Source organism: Paenibacillus sp. FSL F4-0122 (assembly GCF_038002845.1).
GTDB classification, from domain to species: Bacteria; Bacillota; Bacilli; order Paenibacillales; family Paenibacillaceae; genus Paenibacillus_AQ; species Paenibacillus_AQ odorifer.
In genome coordinates this window covers 3,632,075-3,654,502 of sequence record NZ_JBBODI010000001.1, presented here as the reverse complement: position 1 = coordinate 3,654,502, position 22,428 = coordinate 3,632,075, and the positions used below count along the sequence as shown (strand labels likewise).

Below are 22,428 nucleotides of genomic sequence, written 5' to 3'. Positions count from 1 at the left end.
AGCTTCATATGCATAAGGTTGTTTTTGCTTTTTACTTTAACGGAATAAGCTCGAATTGTAAAATCTATTTACTGTCCTTGCTCGCTTTGAAGACTTCCGCAATCGCTCCAAGACTTCCCAGTGTTTCAACAGCGCTAGTTGGCAAGAACACTTTATTAGCAGAGCCTTTGGCAATCTCAGCCAGAGCCTCGAAGGAACGATAAGCCAGCACCTGCTCATCCAGACCTGCTGAACGAATCAGCTCAATACGTGATTTTTCTGCTTCTGCCACGGCTTGAATCGCTTTAGCCTCACCGTGTGCTTCCAGTTCCTGCGCCTGCCGTGAACCCTCAGCTTGACGGATACGCGCTTCTTTATCGCCTTCTGCTTTTAGAATCTTACTCTGTTTATCCCCTTCAGCGCGCAGGATCATATCCTGCTTGGCAGCTTCCGCTTCCAAAACAATGGCACGTTTGCTCCGCTCTGCTTTCATCTGCTTATCCATCGCTTCCTGAATATCCAACGGCGGTTTGATATCGATAACTTCCACACGCTCGATCCGTACGCCCCACTTCTCAGTAGCTTCATCGAGAGCAAGACGGATATCCGTCGAAATCTTTTCCCGTCCAGACAAGGTCTCATCCAATTCCAGCTTACCGATGATTTGCCGCATCGTTGCCGTCGAGATGTTTCTTACCCCATAAACATAATCAGAAATACCATAAGTAGCTTCCTCTGGTCCAACCACCTGGTAGAAAATAATCGTATCAATCTGCACCTGCACGTTATCCTTTGTAATTACCGTTTGCGGAGGTACATTTGCTTGTTGAATCCGTAAATCATGGTAGGTGCGCACCTGATCAATTACAGGAATCAGAATGTTCAGCCCCGGTGTCAGCAGACGATTAAATTTACCGAGCCTTTCCACTACGCCTACCCGCTGCTGTGGTACGATTTTGACTGTTAATGCCACAAAAACTACGACCACTACAATAATAATTGCGATAATTGCCCATTGCATTAGTTCATTTCCCCCCATCGTTCTACTTCGATAATCGTCGTGCCTCTTTTCACTACTCTTACAACCTCATCCTTGCCCAGAGACTGTTCAGAGGTCGCGCTCCACGTATCTCCGCCTACCTTCACTTGCCCGTAACGTCCCTGCTCTATCGGCTCAACAACTACTCCTTGCCTACCGATGATTTCTGTACCTGTATCCTTGAACCCACGTGAATGGCGAAATCTAGAAACCAGTGGTTTCGAGAATATAGTCAGACCAAGTGCGACCAGTGATCCAAGGACCACCTGAAACAAAATGGCTTCGGGAACAATCAGCGACACCAAACCTGCGGCCAAAGCACCAATACTAAGCCACAATAAATAAAAAGTAAGCGTCATCATCTCTACAACAAACAGGACACCGGCTGCGATCAGCCAAAACACCCACACAACCATCGGTGAGCCCACCACCTTCCGTATGATACTACTATAACGAAAAGAAACATCGATGCGTTGCATAGTTCCATAAAAAAATATTTCAGGCATGTATATAATTTATATTCATTACATCGGTGGTTATGTGTTTCTTCATGAGTTTCTTGATAAAAGGCGAGTATACAAATCCAAAAGGGTTCACTTTTTGACAAGTCACTATAAATTAGAAAATTCTCCCCCTATATCACCTGATTTTATCCCTAGCGCAATTGCAAGCTATGCTTGAGAATAAGAGTTACCATCACCCATTTATATCTAATTCATCCTAATTATCCAACTTCCAAACATCCTCCTCTATTCATTCAAACCATACACAGCATGTTACATCTTTTAAAATCAATGAAACAGCAGCACATAAAAAGCATAAAAGAAAGCGCTTACTGATTGGGTAAGGCTTGATTTGGACCGCTGCTTTTTTGCTGCTGAATCTACGAATTGAACTTCAATAGAATGATAGGGACGCCAAGGGTGATGGTGCACTACAACCGACGGGAGGTGAAGGTCAGGACATCTTGCCGAAAAGAATTTCGAACTACACTTTGAATCGAGGAGGTAGAAATTCAATGATCTTCACGAAAAAAGCTTCACGCAAAACCTTTGCAATTGCGATGATCGCCGCGCTTGTTCTGACACTCTTTTCCACCCTGGGTGGCAGTCCCAAAACAGCCAACGCCGCACAGGATTACAAACTGGTTGGTTATTACGCTTCATGGGCCGCTTACGGGCGTGCTTACAATGTAACAGATATCGATCCTACCAAAATGAATGTCATTAACTACGCTTTTGCGGATATTTGTTGGAATGGCATTCATGGCAATCCCGACCCCACTGGACCTAATCCGGTGACCTGGTCTTGCCAGAATGAACAAGGCCAAGCCATCAGCGTTCCGAACGGTACGATTGTTCTTGGTGATCCGTGGATTGACACTGGAAAAAGCTTCGGGGATGACAAATGGGATGATCCCATCAAAGGTAACCTGAAGCAGCTATGGAAGCTGAAGGAAAAGAACCCGAACCTGAAGACCCTAATCTCCGTTGGGGGCTGGACCTGGTCGAACCGTTTCTCGGATGTAGCTGCGACAGCTGCGACCCGTGAGGTTTTTGCCAATTCCGCGGTTGATTTTATTCGAAAATACAAGATGGACGGCGTGGATCTCGACTGGGAATATCCAGTAAGTGGTGGACTCGCAGGCAATAGCTACCGTCCTGAAGATAAAGAAAACTATGTACTGCTGCTGCAAAAAGTTCGCGAAAAGCTAAATGCAGCCGGCGCGGCGGATGGAAAAACCTATCTGCTGACCATTGCTTCCGGGGCAGGCCCAACGTATATCAACAACAATAACCTGGCCGGCATTGCTTCCGTTGTCGACTGGATCAATATTATGACCTATGACTTTAATGGGAGCTGGAACACCACCACCGGACATAATGCTCCGTTGTACTATGATCCCGCAGCTTCCGCTTCGGGCTTAACCGAACCGCAAAATTTTAACATCGATAAAGCGGTAACCTCCTATCTTGCGAATGGTGTACCTGCGAACAAGCTTGTACTTGGCATGGCTTTTTACGGTCGTGGTTGGGGCGGAGCTCCTGCTTCAGGAAACGGCCAATATCAGGTATCCGCTGGCATCTCACCAACAGGAACATGGGAAAAAGGCAGCTATGATTTCTATGATCTCGAAGCTAATTATATCAACAAAAACGGCTATACCCGCTATTGGAATGATACATCCAAAGTGCCTTATCTCTATAATCCAACAAATCAAACCTTTATCAGCTATGACGACGTAGAATCCTTTGGCCACAAGATCAGCTACCTGAAGTCCAAGGGTCTTGCAGGTGCTATGTTCTGGGAAACAAGTGGTGACCGGAACAAAACACTAACCAATAAACTAAACGCCGATCTTGGTGGCGGAGTGGTGCAGCCGACACCGACACCATCCACATCACCAATACCTACACCTACACCTACACCTACGGCAACTCCAACTCCTACGGCAACAGCAACGCCAACGCCAACTGCAACCGTGACGCCAACCCCAACGCCTACACCGGGACAATGTTCGGCAGCGGCCTGGGGTGCAACAACCGTATACACTGGCGGACAGCGTGTCTCCTACAATGGCTCAGTCTATGAAGCCAAGTGGTGGACGCAAGGGGATCGTCCTGATCTTAGCGGACCTGATGGGGTCTGGAAATTCATCAGCGTATGCGGAACAGCGACACCAACGCCAACTGCAACTGTGGTCCCAACTTTAACACCTACGGTAGTACCAACGCCTACCGCAACCGTTGCACCTACGCCTACTGTCGCGCCAACGCCAACTGCAACCGTTGCACCTACGCCAACTCCTTTGCCTACCGCTACACCTACTTCGGAAGGGTCTAGCTGGGGAACAGGCGTTGCGTACAAAACAGGTGATGTCGTCGCCTACAACGGAAAAACATATACCTGCTTGCAGCCCCACACTTCACTTCAGGGCTGGGAGCCAGCCACCACACCTGCTCTTTGGAAGCTCAATTAAAGTCATGCAGGAAGCAGCGTTCCCTAAATAACATTATCCCCCCTTGGAGGTATATTAAATATGATTGCAAAAGCACGTGCTAAGCGCAAAATATCCATAAGTTACCTTGCTGCGCTAATGAGCCTAATCGTTCTGGTTCCACTTTACACCGGGACAGGTGCATCCTTACCAGTGGCCCATGCAACGGAAACAACACCTTCCGCTCCCGCTCCAGCAGCTGACCATCCTCGCAAAATCGTTGCTTACTTCCCAGAGTGGGGCGATCAGGAGAACAAAGGATTTTACACCGTAGACAAAATTCCGTGGGATAAAATTACCCATATTAACTACGCCTTCGCCAAGGTAAATCCTCAAACGAACAAGATTGATCTCATGGACCGTACAGCTGCAATCGAAAAAGACTATCCCGGTCAGCTGACTACCCTGCCTTTTAAGGGGCATTTTAACCAACTGATCAAGTACAAACAGCTCTATCCTGATGTACGCACCCTGATTTCTGTTGGCGGCTGGTCGGGTTCCGGAGGATTCTTCAACATGGCGAATTCGGAAGCCGGGCGAGAAGCTTTTGCCAATAGTGTTGTGGATTTTCTGCGTACCTATCAGTTCAACGGAGTGGACATCGATTGGGAGTACCCTTCTGGCACTGGGCAGTCCGGTAATCCTAACGATTTTGCCGTGGCAGAACCGCTGCGTACAGTTAATTACAACAACTACGTTCTTCTTATGAAAAAACTTCGCGAAAAGCTCGATCTGGCAGGTTCACAAGACAATCAGAAATATGATCTGACCATTGCGGCCACCGCCTCTTCCTGGATTCTTGGGGGCATGAAGCTTGGGGAAGCCAATCAGTATTTAGACTGGGCGAACCTTATGACCTATGATTTCCATGGTGCGTGGAATGGTTATGTAGGGCCGCATTCTGCACTGTACCCGGATTCCCGCGATACTGAAACTGCTGCGCTGGGTACTCCGGTTCTGAATACCGACTGGGCGGTCCGATACTATCTCGGTACGCTTCCTCCGGAAAAAATCGTGATCGGAGTTCCTTATTATTCACGAGGCTGGAAAAATGTGAATGGAGGCATCAACAATACCGGCCTTTACGGCACAGCTCCGACAACCGGTGGGGGAGCAGATGGCCAATACGGCATCTGGAATGATCCCGCACCAGAGCAGCCTGCTGGTGCAAATCCAATCTGGCATGTGCTAAATCTGCTCAAAGATCCAGCGAATAAACGTTACTTCGATCCTGTTACCAAAACACCGTACTTGTTCAACGCAGACAAGAAGGTTTTTCTTACGTATGAAGATAAGGAATCTCTAGGCTACAAGCTGGATTACATTAAACAAAAAGGCTTGGGAGGCATGATGTTCTGGGAATTAACGGGCGATTACTCTGAGCAGAGCGATGGCACTTATACGTACGGCAATTCTCTGACCGATTTTGCCTATGATCAGCTGAAGACAGCCTCGCCGCCGGGCGGAGCTCCTAAGCCGCAGTTGCCTGAACCTAAAAACTTCAACCTCAGCTTCAGCGGCGCTTATGATCATCCGAACTATACCTATTCATTAAAAATAACGAACAACACCGGTGCGGATATTCCCGGTGGCTGGAAGCTGGAATTCGACCTGCCAACAACTACAACCCTAACCTCGGCATGGGGAGCCGGTAGCGTTGAGCAAATCTCCACGGCCTGGGATTTCAACCGCTACCGTATTACAGGCACAGCTACTCAAACTATTGCGAATGGAGCTTCACTTGAAATTCCGGGTATGATGAAGCTGAATTTTTCAGGCGGTCCACAGCGAATCACCCTGAACGGAAACTCGTCCCAACAGGAATACGATAAACTGTACGGAGGCATTACGCCAACACCAACACCGTCTGCATCACCGACAGCAACACCTACTCCGACGACTACACCAACAGCAACACCAACGGCAACACCTACAACAACACCGACTCCGACGGCAACCGTGACGCCAACGCCAACTGTAGCGCCAACACCTACTCCTACGCCGGGACAATGCTCGGCAGCGACCTGGAATGCGGCAACCGCATATACTGGCGGACAACGTGTTTCCTACAACGGCTCAATCTATGAAGCCAAGTGGTGGACACAAGGCGATCGTCCCGATCTTAGCGGACCGGACGGTGTCTGGAAATACATCAGCGTATGTGAAACAGCAACGTCTACACCAACGGCAACTGTAGCTCCAACGGTAACACCGACTTTGACACCAACGGTGGCACCGACGCCTACAGCAACCGTAACACCCACGCAAACTCCATTACCGACTGCTACACCTACTTCGGGAGGTTCTAGCTGGGTAACAGGAGTTGCTTATAAAGTAGGTGATGTCGTTGCCTACAGTGGAAAAACGTATACCTGCTTGCAGCCTCACACTTCACTTCAGGGGTGGGAGCCAGCTTCTACACCTGCTCTTTGGAAGCTGATATAATCGGGTGCTCTCTTTGATTCCAACAAGAAGATTGTCCCATTACAAGGAGAACATCCCATTATTAGTGCAGAGTCATACTCATTCTCTGGGGCTTACGTTAAGGACCCAGTTGACGTTATTTACAAATTTCAAGCCTTTGGAGCTATGTTTCGGACTCCAGTGCTGCTATTCCTTATGAAATGCTTCTTTTGGGGTGTTTTTCGTGCCCATAGCGACTTTGGGGTCCAGTAGAATCTCAATTATCGGAAATAGCTACGTTTAAGGTCAGCTGTGTCCGGGTGGCAGCTTCATACGGGTAAATGTGTTAGAATCGAACGAAGTTTGAGGCTTAGTTCAAAGGGAAGGTATAAAAAACGGGGGTGCCCAGCAGCCATTTCGCGGCTTTTGGACACCCCCACTTTTATAAAAAACTCTATTCCGGCGATAGGCCGCCTTCAGCCGCCAGTTTCTTCTCCAGCTTCGCCGTCAGCAGTCGCAGTGCAGTTCCTCGATGGCTGATCTGCTGCTTCTCTTCCAGCGTAAGCTCGGCCATAGTTTTTTCATGTTCCGACAGGTAGAATAGCGGGTCGTAACCGAAACCACCGGCACCTGATGGTTCTGAAGTAATCCAACCTTCGACCGCACCTTCTGCGGTTAGCTCCTGCTTGGAAACTGGATCGTACAGCGATAAAGTACAGACGAACCTAGCCGTGCTCAGCAAAGGCTGATCTGTGTCTTCCCCCTGTTTCAATCTCTCTAGCTCGCTAAGCAGCTTTAGGTTATTTTCCCCATCCGTAGCATCTTCACCTGCAAAACGTGCAGAGTACACACCAGGTCTGCCATCCAAAGCATCTACACAAAGACCCGAATCATCAGCGAGTACCGGAATTCCAAGTGCGTCACCTACGGCTTTGGATTTTTTAAATGCGTTTTCTGCAAAAGTAGCTCCGTCTTCTACCACATCGGGCAGATGCGGATAGTCATACATACTCTTAACTGTCAGGCCCAGCGGGGCAAAAGCGTGCTCGAATTCGCGCACCTTCCCCTTATTCTTCGTAGCGACAATGAGAATATTGCCCGTGGAATTCATGTTACACCTCTTGGCCCGGCTGGCCGGAAGGGATTTTCAGAGCAATCGCTCCGAGCGCTTCTTTTTGTGCGGCAATCAGTTCATAAATCCCTTTCTCACCTAGACCCAACAAAAGATCCAGCTCTTGACGCGAGAATGGTCTTTCTTCGCCAGTTCCTTGTACCTCAACAAAAGCACCGCCGCCGGTCATGACTACATTCATATCCACTTTGGCTTTGGAATCCTCTTCATAATTCAGATCGAGCAGTGTTTTATCCCCTACAACACCTACACTAATTGCTCCCAAAAAGTCTGTTATAGGAAAAACAGCCAGCTTGTGCTGTAGTGCAATTTTATTAATAGCAAATGCCATGGCAACAAAAGCGCCTGTTATCGAAGCCGTCCGAGTTCCCCCATCCGCCTGAATCACATCACAATCCAGCGTAATGCTGCGTTCACCTAACGCTTGTAAATTCACCACGGAGCGAAGCGCACGGCCGATCAGCCGTTGGATTTCCATTGTACGTCCGGTAAGTTTACCGCGTGCAGCTTCACGTTGATTACGGGACTGAGTGGCCCGAGGAAGCATCGAATATTCAGCAGTTACCCAGCCTTTTCCTTGTCCTTTAAGAAACGGAGGCACTTTTTCCTCTACAGTAGCCGTACAAATAACTTTGGTGTCTCCCATCTCAATGATCACGGAGCCCTCAGCATATTTATTCGTTTGGGTCGTTATTGTCAGCGGCCGTAATTGGTCGTCAGTTCGCCCGTTTGATCTCATCTTTTCTGCCTCCTACATCGTATAGCTAATAGTTTAGTGTGAGTCCCGTTTCCCTGTTGTTCATTGCGGCAGTTCACCGTTCGGGACGTTACGTCTTTTTGAGCAACTTTTATTCTACCAAAGAGGAGGCACAAAAGCATCTTTTAAACCTTAGAAGGTCATTCTATAACGGGAGCTCGTTCAAAAATTCAGGTGCAGAAACAGGTTTGCTATAATCCACATTGTCAGTGTCAGTAATCGATTGTTTGCCGTTCAAACGAATTTGAACCAGAGCATCTTCCGTATTTTGCGCAACAGTCAGAACAACCGATTCCAGCAATTCGGCAGGAACTTCCTTCCCATCTGCGAACATATCGTCAGTCAAGGATACAGTAACAACACCGTTTTGTCCGGCTTCAACCGAATCAAGTGATGTGCCCTGTGTCATAACCATTTCCAGACCGTCTCCGGATTCAGGTCCCGCAATCAGTTCATTGATAGCAGCAGTCAGCTGTTCTTGCCCTGCGGGTACAAAGCGCGTAACCGGAACATAATATTGGATACCGTCAGGAGATGTTGTGGAAAAATAAACAGTAACCGCACTAGAGTTCATCAAAGATGGACCTTGTTTAGGCAGGTTAATGCCCATTGTGCGGGACAGCGGGCGATCCAGCGGAGTACCTTGAAGCGGCATTTCCGTAAGCTTTTTACCATCTACCCAGAACTGTACACCTTTAATGTCATCTTGACCGGTCAGCGTCCAAGTGATCGCTTCAAGGATTTTGCGTTCATCCGCAGCATCGTAGTTGTTAAATTCCGAATTGAACTCAACAACTGCCAGATTCGACTTGTCTACCGTAATGCTTTGCACCTCAGTTCCAGCTGGTAGAATGCCTTGGAAGCCTTCTGGCAATAAGGACGCATATTCTCCCTTATTCACTAATGCCATTAAAGAGTTCTTGAGCGTGCTGGAATCTTTGCTTTTTGGCAGATTTAGCGACACTGGAGCGAGTAAGCCGTTTCCATCTTCCAAATATACGGTCGTCCGGTCACCGGAAGCCGTTGTTTTATCCGTTGCTTTAGCGGTTTTGGTGCTGTCCTTAACAGCTGTTTGTGCATCATCCTGAGCCACTGGACCAAATACACCTGAATCCAAAGTGTTATTTCCCTCTGTCTGTAGCATCTGCGCTTCAACCTCAGGTGGCGGAGCATCAATCGATGCTGATTCCGAACCGAACAAGCCACAACCGGACAGTGCCAGTGGAACTGCGAGTAGGCAGACCGCGGAAATCCCGCGGATTTGTTGCATTGTTTTCATCATTTATTACCCCTTTCAAGGTTAGATAGCATTTGTACTGCTATGTATACGAGACCTTTGTCCAAAAAATAACAACTGCTTATCCTAAATTGTTGGAAAAGCCTGTGTACTTTATTTTCAGGTTGGGTTGGATCTAGATTTTAATTCACATAGACTCCGCTTTCTGGACAAATACTTCTTCTAAACGTACAATCTGAGATAACACCAGCGCTTAACATCATGCTAACGAACGTTGTAATGCAAAGACTTAACTTACGAGGTGACTAATCATGGCTGATGAACCAATCGCAAAAATACCTTACAGTCTGAACAGCAAGGCAGTCGCAGATGCGACCAAAGTGTGGTTGAATAAGCGTGGAGTGAACCTGCAGGAAATCGCAGAGCTCGTTATGTTTCTGCAAAAAAAATATTATCCAAACTTAACAATGGAAGAGTGTGTCCATAACGTTGAGATGGTACTCAGCAAACGGGAAGTGCAAAATGCAGTACTTACGGGCATTCAATTGGACATGCTCGCGGAGGAGGGGAAGTTGTTTCCGCCGCTTCAGGATATGATCGAAAATGATGAGGGATTATACGGAGTGGATGAGATTCTGGCTTTCTCCATCGTAAATGTATACGGCAGCATTGGCTTCACCAACTATGGTTATGTGGACAAGCTTAAGCCAGGCGTTCTTGAACGGTTGAACGACAAAAACACCGGGCAGATCCACACCTTTCTCGACGATATCGTCGGAGCTGTAGCCGCTGCAGCTAGTAGCCGAATCGCACACCGTAAGCAAGCAGAGCGTGAGATAGACCTCGAACTTCCGCATTCACCTGAGGATCGCGAAGAAGCTGCAAGGAAACTTGCAGAACATGAAAAACAACCGGAGTAACCGGTGTTTTGGGTACACTCTGAGAATTAAAAAGCGATTGTTTCGTAGCCCTTGCGGGTTATGAGACAATCGCTTTTTTTGAGGTTGGGTTGGGTTGGGTTGGGTTGGGTTGGATTGGGTTGGGACCGTTTTAGGGAAAATCTCCCTAAAAAATACCGAAAATCGTTCAAAACCTAAGGTATTAGGGAATTCTTCCCTAATAACTCTACGAAAACCTTAATTTATAGCTACATTCGTAGAATATTAGGGAGAAATTCCCTAATATCCGCTCTACACCTCAACAATCCTCAAAAAACAGGGAGGAATTCCCCAATTAGTCAATACCAACACTTAGTTACTCGACAAGATGTGTTTCTACCCACGAATAGCGGCATCTGAGTCCGAATGATCTGTGTGACGCATAAGTAAAGTAATCAAATGTTAGTTGGTAATGCGATCGGACTCAGGTGACCCTATTTCCATAAAACACCCTTGATTTAGTCACTTTCGGACTCCAGAGTCGCTATTCACTCAAAAATGACCAATAACTACCCTCTGCACTAGCAATAACGCCTCTCCGGTCCGATACTAACCTCAAAAGCCCCAAAACCCACGAATAGCGGCATCTGAGTCCGAATGATCTGTGTGACGCATAAGTAAAGTAATCAAATGTTAGTTGGTAATGCGTTCGGACTCAGGTGACACTATACTCACAATCCCCTTAGATTTGGACACTTTCGGACTCCAGAGTCGCTATTCACTCAAAAATGACCAATAACTACCCTCTGCACTAGCAATAACGCCTCTCCGGTCCGATACTAACCTCAAAAGCCCCAAAACTCACGAATAGCTGCATCTGAGTCCGAATGACCTGTGTAACGCGTAAGCAAAGTAATCAAATGTTAGTCCAAATGATCAGCCTAACGCATGAGTATGTAATCAAAGGTTAGTTTGGTATGCGATCGGACTGAGGAGCTCAATATTCATATAAATAGCACCGAATTATACTCTCTCCTTAGTCACTAAAACCAAAACCCAAAAAAAGAGCAGTCCCAATAACACAGGACTGCTCTGTACCTCTACTTGATCATAACCTTCACATCTCAATTCATTTCATCAATCATCATTCATCACTCATCACTCTTCGAGCCCGCTAGAAACTCTAACTAACATGGTCTCCAGCACTTTGAGATGCTGCAAATAATATAGCACCGTCCGCCTCTATCATCACTGCCCGCTCCCGGCGCATCAGCTCCGCTAAATGCGCCAGTGTCTCACTCATCGCAAAGCGCATCTGGTGAACGGTGGTTACCCGGCTGCGAAACAGAATTTCGCAGACTGCGAAGCCGCTCAGCGGGCAGTTTGCGAGCAAGGCTGCAGCGGTATCCAGCCGCTCCTCATGATGAGCGAGCAGGCTGCTGACCCGGTGCGTGAAGCCCGTGAACGGTTCCCGATGGCCCGGGAACGCCATGCTGACCGGATAGCTGCCCAGCTCCCGCAGCCCCTGAAGAAACGTCTGCAGCGGCTGTGGATCGCTGCCTGGAAGCAGGCTGACATTGGGCGAAATCTGCGGCAGCACAGCATCGCCGCAGATCATTTGCCCGCTGTCCGCATGATAAAAGCTCACATGTCCCGGTGCATGTCCGCCAGTTACAATCAATTGCCATTCACGGCCCCCCATCCCGAAAGGCTCTACCTCATTCAGATAAGTTACAACCGGCTGCGGCTCCACTTGAGCGTCAAAGCTCTCCAAATGCGTTTTTATTCCACTCGACCATTCTTCCGACATTCCGTGTCCGATGAAATATAACGGCAAAACTTCATTGATATCCGTGTCACTGCCCCACATCAACATCGCTTCGGCATGAGCACGTTCAGTCATCCATACCTTACATCCGGTCTGTAACTGCAACCATCCCGCCAATCCATAATGATCGGGATGATGATGTGTTACGACGATATCCCACACGTCCTTCCACGACAATCCCAGCTCCTGCAGGATCGCCTGCCAGCATTTTTCTGTCTCCGGGCTACGCGGACCGGGATCAATAATAGTAATTCTGCCATCCTCATCGGGCAGAATATAGCTGTTCACTTGACGAAGCGGCGAGTCCATGGGCACCGAGACCTGAAGAATGTTCTCGTCCCATGAAGTGATATCCGCCTTAGACATGGTGCGATCACCGCCTTTGAATCTTTTTCCTGATACCATTACGATCGAATTCCACTAAAAATCATCCGCGTGGAGCTTTCTGCATTATAAACCTCATCTTCATAGCTGCCATGCACAGCTTCGAGCTGTAAACCCGCTTCCTCGATCATCCCGCTGAATTTCTCCAAGGAATACAGCTTCACACGTTCATGATATTGGCGAGGTGTAGAATCATTTTTAGAGGTTAAAATGATGTCCTTCTTCACGTACCCATCCTCGATCCGCCGCGACTCATCAATCAGATTTTTTCCATCCTCGCGGGTAGAATGCGGCACCAGATGACGAATCACATACGCAGGATTCAGATAATCAATAACAAACTTGCCACCCGGCTTCAACATCCGATAGATTTCACGCAAAACCTTTACCTGCTCCTCATCCTCTTCAAAATAACCAAAGGAAGTGAATAGATTAACCACAGCATCGAAACCTCCAGTTAACGGTAGGTCACGCATGTCAGAACGCAGCCAAGTTACCTGCTCCGCTCCTGTTTGAGATCTTGCCTCACGCAGCAATACCTCTGATAAGTCCACTCCAGTTACCTCGTACCCTGCTTCCGCAAGCGCCAGTGAATGACGTCCCATCCCACAACATAAATCCAGCACTTTGGAGCCTGGCGGTAGTCCCAGCCACGAGATCATTCGTTCAACTTCTTTACGAGCTCCACCAAAGTCTCGATGTTTGTATACGACCAGATAATCCTCTCCGAAGCTCTTTTCATACCATTCAGTCATGTTGTCTCTCCTCCCACAGGCGTCTTCCTGTAACTCCACTCTATGTATGTTAATGTATCGCCATTGTACAGTCTTTTACTCACAAACTCAAAGAAGAGTTGTCACAGTGAGCGTTCAGCCCCTTCATGACAACTCATTCCTACAGCTTCCTTTACACAAGCTGCTGCAAATATACTCGTGCTTCATAAGGTCGAAGTTTAAGCGGTTGGATCTGCTCATCTTTTTCCACGGAATAATTAGAAATTAACAGCTCTATATTTTCTGGTTGGAACTCTGCTGGCCATTCGAATACAGGCTCTCCATCATAAAAATTCAGAATAACCAGCAGCCGCTGATCTTCCAATGTCCGGGTATACGCATATATCTCTGTATGCTCTGCAAGCAACAACTCGTAGGCTCCATAAACGATGACTTTATGTTTTTTTCTCAGGGCAATCAGCTGTTTATAGTAGTTGTAGATGGAATCGGGATCTTTAATCGCGTTGCCAGCGTTGATCTCCATATAGTTGGAATTCACTTCGATCCAAGGAGTCCCCGTCGTAAAACCACCTGCGTGACCATCGTCCCACTGCATCGGGGTGCGGGCATTATCCCGGCTTTTATGATGAATGGCAGACATAATCTGCTCTTCTGGAACGCCGTTTTTTCGCTTTTCCTCATAATAATTAAGCGTCTCTACATCCCGGTAATCATCAATGGATTCGAAACAGACATTCGTCATTCCAATTTCTTCGCCTTGATAAATATAAGGTGTGCCTTCCAGCATGTGAATGAAGGTCGCCAGCATTTTAGCCGAAGGAATCCGGTAAAAAAGGTCGTTCCCAAACCGGGACACTGCGCGCGGCTGGTCATGGTTGCAGAGATAATTCGCATTCCAGCCTTTGTCATGCAGAACCGTCTGCCAATTACTCATAATCTTTTTCAGCTCCAGTAGACTCCATGGGACGACATCCCATTTTCCACTACCTGCCGAAGCGGCATCCAGAAACATATGCTCAAACTGAAAAGTCATATTCAGCTCCCGGCGACCATCACCTACGTAATCTAGCGCCTGCTCCGGTCCAAGTCCTGAGGTCTCTCCTACCGTCATAATATCGTAGAAATAAAGCACTTTATCATATAAATTCTGTAGCAGGGTATGCACATCTGCCAGATTGGAGAACATTCCATAAGCCCGTACGGTAGGTGTTCCACCTGGATTATCCGCATCCGGGTAACCTTTCGTCTTCACGATATGTGCAATGGCATCAAAGCGAAATCCGTCCACACCCTTCTTCAGCCACCATTCCACCATCTCATGCAGCTTATCAATGACCACGGGATTCTCCCAGTTCAGATCAGGCTGATATTTGGAATAGAGGTGAAGGTAATATTCATCGGTCCGCGGATCAAGCTCCCACACCGAGCCACTGAAATAAGACTCCCAGTTATTCGGGGGACCTCCATTTTTTCCTTTTCGCCAAATATAGTAGTCCCGTTTCGGATTATCCTTCGACGATCTGGATTCAACAAACCATGGGTGCTCATGTGACGTATGGTTCAGAACCAAATCCATCATCAGCTTCATCCCACGTGCGTGCATCTCCCTCAGCAAATGGTCAAAATCATCCATCGTGCCAAATTCCTTCATAATGTCACAGTAATCACTGATATCATAACCGTTATCATGGTTTGGCGATTTATAAATAGGGCAGACCCAAATCACGTCTACACCTAAATCCTGCAAATAATCCAGTCTGGATATGATTCCTTGCAAGTCTCCAATCCCATCTCCGTTACTATCCATGAAGCTAATCGGATAAATTTGGTACACGACACTTTCTTTCCACCATTTCGGGTTCATTTCTCGGTTACCTCCTATTTAGCTATATGTAGAGTTTAACCACACAAAGCCTAGTAGATAACAATTTGCTCCTACTTCCCTAGTCCCTTTTGATATTGTGAGGGCGTAAGTCCGGTCCATTTCTTAAAAGTAGCACTGAAGTGGCGTTCTTCCCCGTAGCCTACTAACTTTGCAACAGCGTACATTTTTAAGTTTTGGCGGAGCAGCTTTTTTGCCTCTTCTACCCGGTATTGATGCAAATAATCGAGAAAATTCACACCCAGCTCCTGGCGGAACAGTGAACTTAAATAAGTATTAGATACATAAGCTTCCTTCGCAACATATTCCAGAGACAGATTGGTATTATATTTGTTACGGATGATCTCGAGCGCTGTAACTACTGTTCGATGCAGAGGGCGATGTTTAGAAAAAGCCTCCACCACATTCTGCATGATCTTATTCAGGATCGTAGACAATTCTTCCAGCGTCTCGATCTGTGGTGCCTGCTCCATCCAATTGACCAAATGCTGCTTCCATTCGAATCCGGCTACTTGTTTTTCCTGCGCAAGCCTCTTAAGGCGAACGACAAAAGCTGTTGCCCGAATATTCACCTCCTGCTTGAGGCATCCGGGGTTTCCGCGAAAACGTTCCAGCCATTGCTCCAGCAGATCGAGGGCAAGCTCATTACTTCCTGCACCGACTGCCACAAGCATCTCATCCTCCAGCACATTTAATTCAGGATCATCTAAAATCCCGATCTCCTGTGCGCCACCCCCAATAACTCCCGAGCCTTCTGTATAAAAATAAACGCCGCCTTTCCCGTTCAGAAAGCGGGATTCCATGGCCTGAAGCGCTTCTTTATAAGACAGGTGAGCTTCCGAAATATCCGCACGACAGGAGCCTACAGCAATACTGATTGACAGCTTGAGGTATTTCTCCAGATTGCTTTGCAGCATCCCGATCTGCTCTTTTAAATAGATGGGGGTTCGGTAAGACTTGCGGGAATCCGTTCCAGCTAAACCACTGCCGATCCAGAGCAGGAGATTGCCATCATGAAAGGTCTCGATTTTTCCTTTATAGATAGGAGACAAGGTCTCACTAATAATATTTAGGGCCGCGTAACGTAAAAGTACAAAATCCTGTCCAGACCCACCAGCAGAGGGAGGATCAAAATCAAAGCTGACCAGCCCAATCTGCGGACCTTCATGGCTAATAGCCATAGCTAACTCACCGATCAGCTCCTGCCGCCGCTCCAGCGGAACCGGAGGATGATGAATCCATTGGGACAGCACTTGGCTTTTGACAAGCGGTGCATTTTTATGCCAGGAACGATCTCTTTTTAGCTGTTCATTCTCCTGACAACGCTGCCTTTCAATTAGCTCCTTAGCCTTGAGTACCGTCTTCAGAATTTCTTCCGGCCGGCACGGCTTCAGCACGTAATCGACAACCCCCAGCGCAATCGCTTGTTTTGCATAAGAGAACTCATTGTATCCAGATAAAATAATCGAGCGAAAGTCGTAACCGCGACGCCGTCCAGCTTCGATTAGCTCCAGACCATTCATCTGCGGCATGCGGATATCCGTTAACAATAAATCCGGCTGTTCAGACTCCATCAGAGCCAGCGCTTCACTTCCGTTCCCCGCCTCGCCCATTACCTCAATCTGATGCGAATTCCAGTCAATCATATTGACGATACCCTCACGGATGGTGTCTTCGTCTTCAGCAATCAGCAGCTTCAGCTTCATCATTTAGGGACCCTCCACAGTGATATGAATGATAATACGTGTGCCTGCTCCTTCTACACTCTCTACTTGCAATGAGGCTCCGTCAAAAAACAAAGCTAAACGTTCCTGTACATTCGAGAGTGCAAACCCCGAACGTCCAGCATTCTCCTCTTCCTCCGAAATAGAGCTTCCTCTCGCTAAACGCTGATGTAGCTCCTGAAGTCTTTCCGGCGTGATTCCCACCCCGTTATCTTGAACCTCGAGTACAATAGTTCTATCTTTGCGGAAGGCGCGAATCGAGATTAGCCCACTTCCAGCCAGTGGCTCGATCCCATGAATCACTGCATTTTCCGCCAGTGGCTGGAGCAGCAGCTTCGGAACTGTGAAATCCTTGATACTCTCATCCAAGGCAATTTCGAACTCAAAACGTTCTCGAAACCGATTTTTTTGCAGGAACAAATAATTCGTCACAAGCTCTACTTCCTGTTCTAATGTAAACGTATCCCGCCCATCATTTAAGCTCAGCCGGAATACTTGAGAAAGCGAATAGACCATATCCGCTATTTCTTTGTCGCCCTTCTTCTCAGCTTCCCAACAAATCGTATTCAGCGTGTTATATAAAAAGTGCGGCCTGATCTGTGCCTGAAGCGTTTTCAATTCTGCTTCCTGCTGCTTCAGTTTGGAGGCATATACATCATTGATGAGCGATTTGATCCGCTGCACCATTAGATTATAACCATGGCCCAAGAGACCAATCTCATCATTTCCTTCAAAAAATACGCGCTGCGTGAAATCCCCTGTCTGCAATCTGCGCATGGAGCGGGAAAGCTTTTTCAGCGGTTTCGTTATTGAGGCGGCGGCGAGCCAGGTAACCATTAAGCTAACTGCTAAGCACAGAAAAGCGATCGTCACCGTGACCTGTGAAATCTGTCCCAGCTCTTTGACAAGCTGCCGTTTGGAATGCACCACCACTACATACCAACCCGTCGTTTCTGACTGCAGATGCGAGACAATCCACTGTTTGTGATCCGCTGTAGACTCCAGCCTCTCCTTTAGGCTCAACTTAGGATCGCTGTCCGCAAAATACGGAAGATCAAGATCTCTTTTGCCGATCCAGCTCTTGTTAGAAGCCGTAATGATGAGCCCGTCTCGATCTACCACAAACATATCTACATCATCTTCAGAGTTGTCTAGATATTGGCTTCCAATCTTACCAGCATCGACCCCGATCACCGCAAGCCCTGCCGGTTTTAAAGTATATACATTCTTGATAATTCTGGAAAGTACAATCTTATGATAATGATCACCAACAAATATGCCATCCGTGGGTCTGGACAATCCAAAGGTTGGACTACCTGCGGCTTCAACGGCTTCCTTGTAGTACGAGGTTTGGATAAAGTTAGAGAACTTCATGCCAGTTGTCAATCCGGCTTGGTTCGCAGCAAAAGGCTCCGCCCCGTTATTCTGGTCTTCCAAAGAGTATAGAATCAGGGATTGAATCGAGTTGCCAGCGACCATCAGGTTGGTGACCGTTTTAAATACGGAATTTCGTTCTTTTTGTGCTTCTGACGACACTAAGAGCCGCTGCACACTTTCATCCAGAAAGAGTGTATTGGAAAAAGAAATCATTCCCCTCACCATCTCATCAATCTGCTCTGCTGTTTTTCGGGTCAGGTGATCCTGTGACTGTTTCATTTTCTCCACCACCTGCTGCGAAGAGATCTGATAGGAGTTCCACCCCATAGCGAATATAGTCACGAGAAGCAGCGGCACAAACCATAATAACAGCTTAAACTGGAGCGGAAGATGGCGATAACGGCTTAATAAGCGGATGTTTCGATTCATGAGAACCACCTTCATGTATAATCAATAAATGTGTAAACCAAGTATAACTGAAATCATTAAACCCTGAACCAGCTTTTTACAATCACTGAAAAATACCTACATAGTTCTTAAATATGGACCATGTTTCTATCGGTCATAAACTCTTAAGATGGGGATGCAAGAAGAAACGACATTGTCGTCCTCGTTTGATGACAGCCGTTCTCGTGGAAATATATCTCATAAAAAAGGTGGGTTTTTGATGAAAGGTAAAGGAATAAAGCTAGCACTTATGAGTCTAATGCTACCAGCTCTGCTCGCAGGCTGCGGTGGCGGAAATAACAATGCGAAAGCTACCAATGCACCTACAAATGACAAGGCCGAAGCTACTGCCGAAGCAACAGCAAGTGCAGGGGAAAATACACCCGCCGAAAAAATCACACTGAAGTTCTTCACCGCGCTCGCGGATCGGGCAAATGGTTCAGGTAAGGTAGAGCAAGACATTATCGATGCTTACATGAAAGAGAACCCTAACGTCAAGATTGAAGTGGAAGCGCTTCAAGATGAGCCTTACAAATCAAAAATCAAAGTGTATGCCTCCAGCAATCAGCTGCCTGATATCATTCAAGCCTGGGGTCAGCCCTCCTTCCTGAGTCCGCTGCTGGATAACGATCTGCTGCTTGAACTGAACAGCGCTGACTTCGAAGGTAATCAGTTTGTGTCCGGATCCATGGACGGCTTCAGTAAAGATGGTAAACTTTACGGCTTGCCGCGTGGTGCCGACTACATGGTCATGTACTATAACAAAAAAATATTCGCTGACAACGGCATCGAGGTTCCAAAAACCACAGATGATTTGCTTGCCGCCGTCAAAACACTTCGTGCCAAGAAAATTAACCCGATCGCTATGAATGGTATGGACGCTTGGACACTGCCTATCTGGTATGAATTTGTAGCCCAACGTCAGACTGGCGATTTCAATACAATGGATGAAGCTGTTGCGCGTAAAATATCCTTTACAGATCCTAGTCTCGTTGCAGCCGCAACTGAAATGCAGCAATTTGCCGATGCTAAAGGTTTTGCCGATGGCTGGCTGACTGCCGATTACGGTGCTGCACGCAACTTGTTCGGACAAGGGCAAGCTGCCATGTTCTTTATGGGCGCTTGGGAGTCGGGTCTGGCAACAGACGAGAACTTCTCTGAAGAATTCCGCAATAACGTAGGTGCTTTCGCTTTCCCAGCTTCAGATAAAGGTAAAGCAACCGATGATGCCGCTTGGTATGGTGGCGGATATGCAGTCAGCAAAAATTCCAAACATGCTGAAGCCGCTGTTGATTTTTTGAAATATTTCTTCGCTCCAGAGCATTGGTCTAAAATGCTATGGCAAGCCGGCGCGGGTACACCTGCGCAGCAATTCGATCAATTCCTAACGGGTAACGAAACCCAGCTGCAAAAAGAATTGATTGAAGTATTCAGCTCCATGACCTCTTCCAGCGGTACTCCACTGCAGGATGTGGGTGACGATGAGTTCAAGCAAAAGGTAATGGAGGCGCATCAAAGCCTGCTTTCTGATGCAATTACCCCTGAGGAATTCGCCAAAGCACTGGATGCTGCATCCGATAAATTCGCTGGTAAATAAACCAGAGAACTACAAAAAACATGAACCTTAGCGCTCCTGAAGTAACCTAATAGATGGCAGTGCGCAAACCCCGGCTTCCCCCAGAGGCCGGGGTTTTGTTTTCGAAAAAATGTATACACCGATCTGAAATTTACGGCATGTTCCGGTGCCTGGCTTCCCGTTACGATGGTAATAGATAGATTACTCTTTAAAAGGACGGAGATTTCCATGCACAGAGTGTTAAGCGACAAAAAAGCGATATTCTTACTCATCGCACCTGGACTGTTCCTATTTGCTTTTATGATCTGCATCCCTATCTTCATGAGCGCTTATTACGGTTCTACGGATTGGGGCGGAATCGGCAAATACAATTTCATCGGCTTTGATAACTACCGTGAAATTCTATTTCATGACAAAGTGTTCTGGAGATCGCTAGTCAATGCCCTGCTCCTGACCGCCGCCACTGTATTTTTACAACATCCCTTTGCCATTCTCATGGGGATATTCCTAACCAATTCCGGCAAATACGAAAAAATATTCCGGACGATCTTTTTTATCCCCGCTGTAATTTCCGTCGTCGTTACAGCCAAGCTGTGGACCGGAATTTTCCATCCAAACTACGGACTGCTCAACAAGCTGCTAAGCGGAGTTGGATTGGATGCACTTACGCATGATTGGCTCGGTGATCCAAAGACGGCCATCTGGTGCATCATCATTGTTGTTATGTGGCAAGGCTTTGGGTATGCACTGCTGCTGTATTATTCAGGTCTGCAAGGCATTCCGGAAGATTTAAGCGAAGCCGCAAGAATCGACGGCGCCAACAACTTCACCCTCTACACGCGTATCATCATTCCGCTGCTTTCGCCGATGATGCGGGTTGCCATCATCATTGCCGTCACCACCTGCCTTAAGCAAATGGAAACCGTATTCTTAATGACCAACGGTGGCCCTGCAAATAGCACACAGTTCCTAGGGAACTATCTGTACAAAACTGCCTTCTCATCATCGCTATACGGTTATGGTAATGCCATTTCGATTCTGTTTATTGTGTTCTGCCTGATCCTAACCGTTATCCTCAACAAGATTTTAAAGAAAGATATCGGAGAATTTTAAAGAAACCCTGTAACCGGAGGAAATCCTATGAATAATTCCTTATCGCCTGCCGCTTCACCCCCTAAGCTAAACCTTCACAAACAAGAACGCAGAAAGCCTACAACGGGCAAAATCCTAATGATGGTGTTCCTGTGTATCATGGCGTTGATTCAGTTATTTCCGCTTATTTGGTTGATCGATTATTCCCTGCTCAAGAGCGGTGAGTTCTTTGGAAGCTCATTTCTGAAATGGCCCTCTCCACCCCAGTGGGAGAACTATCGAAACGCTTTTACCTACGGGCGTGTGCCACGTTATTTTGCCAACAGTCTTATCATTACAGTGATTACTGTTATGCTCTCTGCGCTGGTGTCCCTGATGATGGGATATGCGTTTACCCGGATGAAATGGAAGCTAAGTGGCATCGTCCTCTCTCTAATCATGTTAGGCATGATCATTCCCATTCACGCCACATTGCTGCCAAACTTCATTCTGTTTAACAAGCTTGGGATGCTGAACAATATGTACACATTGATTTTGCCTTACTCAGCCATTGTCATCCCCATGAGTGTGCTGATTATGACCGGGTTCCTGGAGACCATCCCACGGGCTATTGAAGAGTCCGCCGTTATTGATGGCAGTGGCATTTACGGGTTAATCTTCCGTATCATCCTGCCCATCACCAAACCGGCGCTGGCAACCATCTGTGTGCTCAACTTCATCAGCACGTGGAATGAATTCATTATGGCGAACACCTTCCTCACCTCGGAAGATCTTAAGACGATTCCCTTCTCCATTATGAAATTCACTGGTGAGTATTCATCCAACTATGGTGCACAGTTCGCGGTTATGACGATCATCGCTATCCCAACCATCCTGATCTACCTGCTCTTTACAGAACAGATGACCAAGGGAATTACCGCTGGAGCGGTTAAGGGGTAACACAATAAACTTAATCATAACA

At 47.2% G+C, this 22,428-nt stretch carries 16 protein-coding genes; 6 read left to right on the top strand and 10 right to left on the bottom strand.

The features are described 5' to 3' along the window. Positions 1–64: 64 nt before the first annotated feature. A complete protein-coding gene (locus tag MHH49_RS15760; RefSeq protein WP_341042941.1) occupies positions 65–1,000 on the bottom strand; it encodes an SPFH domain-containing protein in 936 nt (311 codons plus the stop codon). Next, positions 1,000–1,434: an NfeD family protein gene (locus tag MHH49_RS15755; RefSeq protein ID WP_036686960.1), complete on the bottom strand. Its 435-nt coding sequence runs from the start codon at positions 1,432–1,434 to the stop codon at positions 1,000–1,002. Before MHH49_RS15755 ends, MHH49_RS15760 begins: the two co-directional genes overlap by 1 nt. A gap of 602 nt (positions 1,435–2,036) precedes the next feature. Here MHH49_RS15755 and MHH49_RS15750 point away from each other — a divergent pair. Together MHH49_RS15750 and MHH49_RS15745 are read left to right on the top strand one after the other, a co-directional pair. Then, positions 2,037–3,998, top strand: coding sequence for a glycosyl hydrolase family 18 protein (locus MHH49_RS15750; RefSeq protein ID WP_341138253.1), 1,962 nt, complete (start codon positions 2,037–2,039; stop codon positions 3,996–3,998). 60 nt (positions 3,999–4,058) lie between these two features. Beyond that, positions 4,059–6,461, top strand: coding sequence for a glycosyl hydrolase family 18 protein (locus tag MHH49_RS15745; RefSeq protein WP_076099468.1), 2,403 nt, complete (start codon positions 4,059–4,061; stop codon positions 6,459–6,461). A gap of 412 nt (positions 6,462–6,873) precedes the next feature. Here the strand turns inward: MHH49_RS15745 and MHH49_RS15740 are convergent, their stop codons facing one another. The 3 genes from MHH49_RS15740 to MHH49_RS15730 form a co-directional block, all read right to left on the bottom strand. After that, on the bottom strand, positions 6,874–7,530 hold the full coding sequence (locus MHH49_RS15740) for an XTP/dITP diphosphatase (RefSeq protein ID WP_038573081.1): 657 nt from the start codon (positions 7,528–7,530) through the stop codon (positions 6,874–6,876). Position 7,531: 1 nt separating this feature from the next. After that, positions 7,532–8,290: a ribonuclease PH gene (gene rph, locus MHH49_RS15735; RefSeq protein WP_036686952.1), complete on the bottom strand. Its 759-nt coding sequence runs from the start codon at positions 8,288–8,290 to the stop codon at positions 7,532–7,534. 163 nt (positions 8,291–8,453) lie between these two features. After that, positions 8,454–9,587, bottom strand: a complete 1,134-nt coding sequence (locus MHH49_RS15730; protein ID WP_341138787.1) for a GerMN domain-containing protein — start codon at positions 9,585–9,587, stop codon at positions 8,454–8,456. A 269-nt stretch (positions 9,588–9,856) separates the two neighbouring features. On the opposite strand from MHH49_RS15730, the gene MHH49_RS15725 reads away from it, so the two are divergent. Continuing rightward, positions 9,857–10,465, top strand: a complete 609-nt coding sequence (locus MHH49_RS15725) for a phosphatidylglycerophosphatase A family protein (RefSeq protein ID WP_036686950.1) — start codon at positions 9,857–9,859, stop codon at positions 10,463–10,465. Between the two features lie 1,141 nt (positions 10,466–11,606). Here MHH49_RS15725 and MHH49_RS15720 read toward each other — a convergent pair. The 5 genes from MHH49_RS15720 to MHH49_RS15700 form a co-directional block, all read right to left on the bottom strand. Further along, positions 11,607–12,617: an MBL fold metallo-hydrolase gene (locus MHH49_RS15720; RefSeq protein ID WP_076099492.1), complete on the bottom strand. Its 1,011-nt coding sequence runs from the start codon at positions 12,615–12,617 to the stop codon at positions 11,607–11,609. Positions 12,618–12,655: 38 nt separating this feature from the next. Next, a complete protein-coding gene (locus MHH49_RS15715) occupies positions 12,656–13,390 on the bottom strand; it encodes a class I SAM-dependent methyltransferase (RefSeq protein WP_076099469.1) in 735 nt (244 codons plus the stop codon). 151 nt (positions 13,391–13,541) lie between these two features. Next, the gene (locus MHH49_RS15710) at positions 13,542–15,233 is read right to left on the bottom strand and encodes a glycoside hydrolase family 13 protein (RefSeq protein WP_076099470.1); all 1,692 of its coding nucleotides are present in this window, start codon (positions 15,231–15,233) and stop codon (positions 13,542–13,544) included. Between the two features lie 71 nt (positions 15,234–15,304). Further along, positions 15,305–16,960 carry a response regulator gene (locus tag MHH49_RS15705; RefSeq protein WP_038573084.1) on the bottom strand — a complete coding sequence of 552 codons (1,656 nt, stop codon included), beginning with the start codon at positions 16,958–16,960 and terminating at the stop codon, positions 15,305–15,307. Continuing rightward, positions 16,961–18,781: a sensor histidine kinase gene (locus tag MHH49_RS15700; RefSeq protein ID WP_076099471.1), complete on the bottom strand. Its 1,821-nt coding sequence runs from the start codon at positions 18,779–18,781 to the stop codon at positions 16,961–16,963. It lies immediately after the preceding gene. A 238-nt stretch (positions 18,782–19,019) separates the two neighbouring features. Between MHH49_RS15700 and MHH49_RS15695 the strand changes: the two genes are divergently transcribed. The 3 genes from MHH49_RS15695 to MHH49_RS15685 all read left to right on the top strand — a co-directional run bounded on the left by MHH49_RS15695 (position 19,020) and on the right by MHH49_RS15685 (position 22,406). Next, positions 19,020–20,396: an ABC transporter substrate-binding protein gene (locus MHH49_RS15695; protein WP_036679562.1), complete on the top strand. Its 1,377-nt coding sequence runs from the start codon at positions 19,020–19,022 to the stop codon at positions 20,394–20,396. Between the two features lie 207 nt (positions 20,397–20,603). Continuing rightward, a complete protein-coding gene (locus MHH49_RS15690) occupies positions 20,604–21,488 on the top strand; it encodes a carbohydrate ABC transporter permease (protein WP_036679565.1) in 885 nt (294 codons plus the stop codon). Positions 21,489–21,515: 27 nt separating this feature from the next. Beyond that, positions 21,516–22,406 (top strand): carbohydrate ABC transporter permease, encoded by an 891-nt coding sequence (locus MHH49_RS15685; RefSeq protein WP_038573086.1) that lies wholly within the window; start codon positions 21,516–21,518, stop codon positions 22,404–22,406. Positions 22,407–22,428 lie beyond the last annotated feature (22 nt).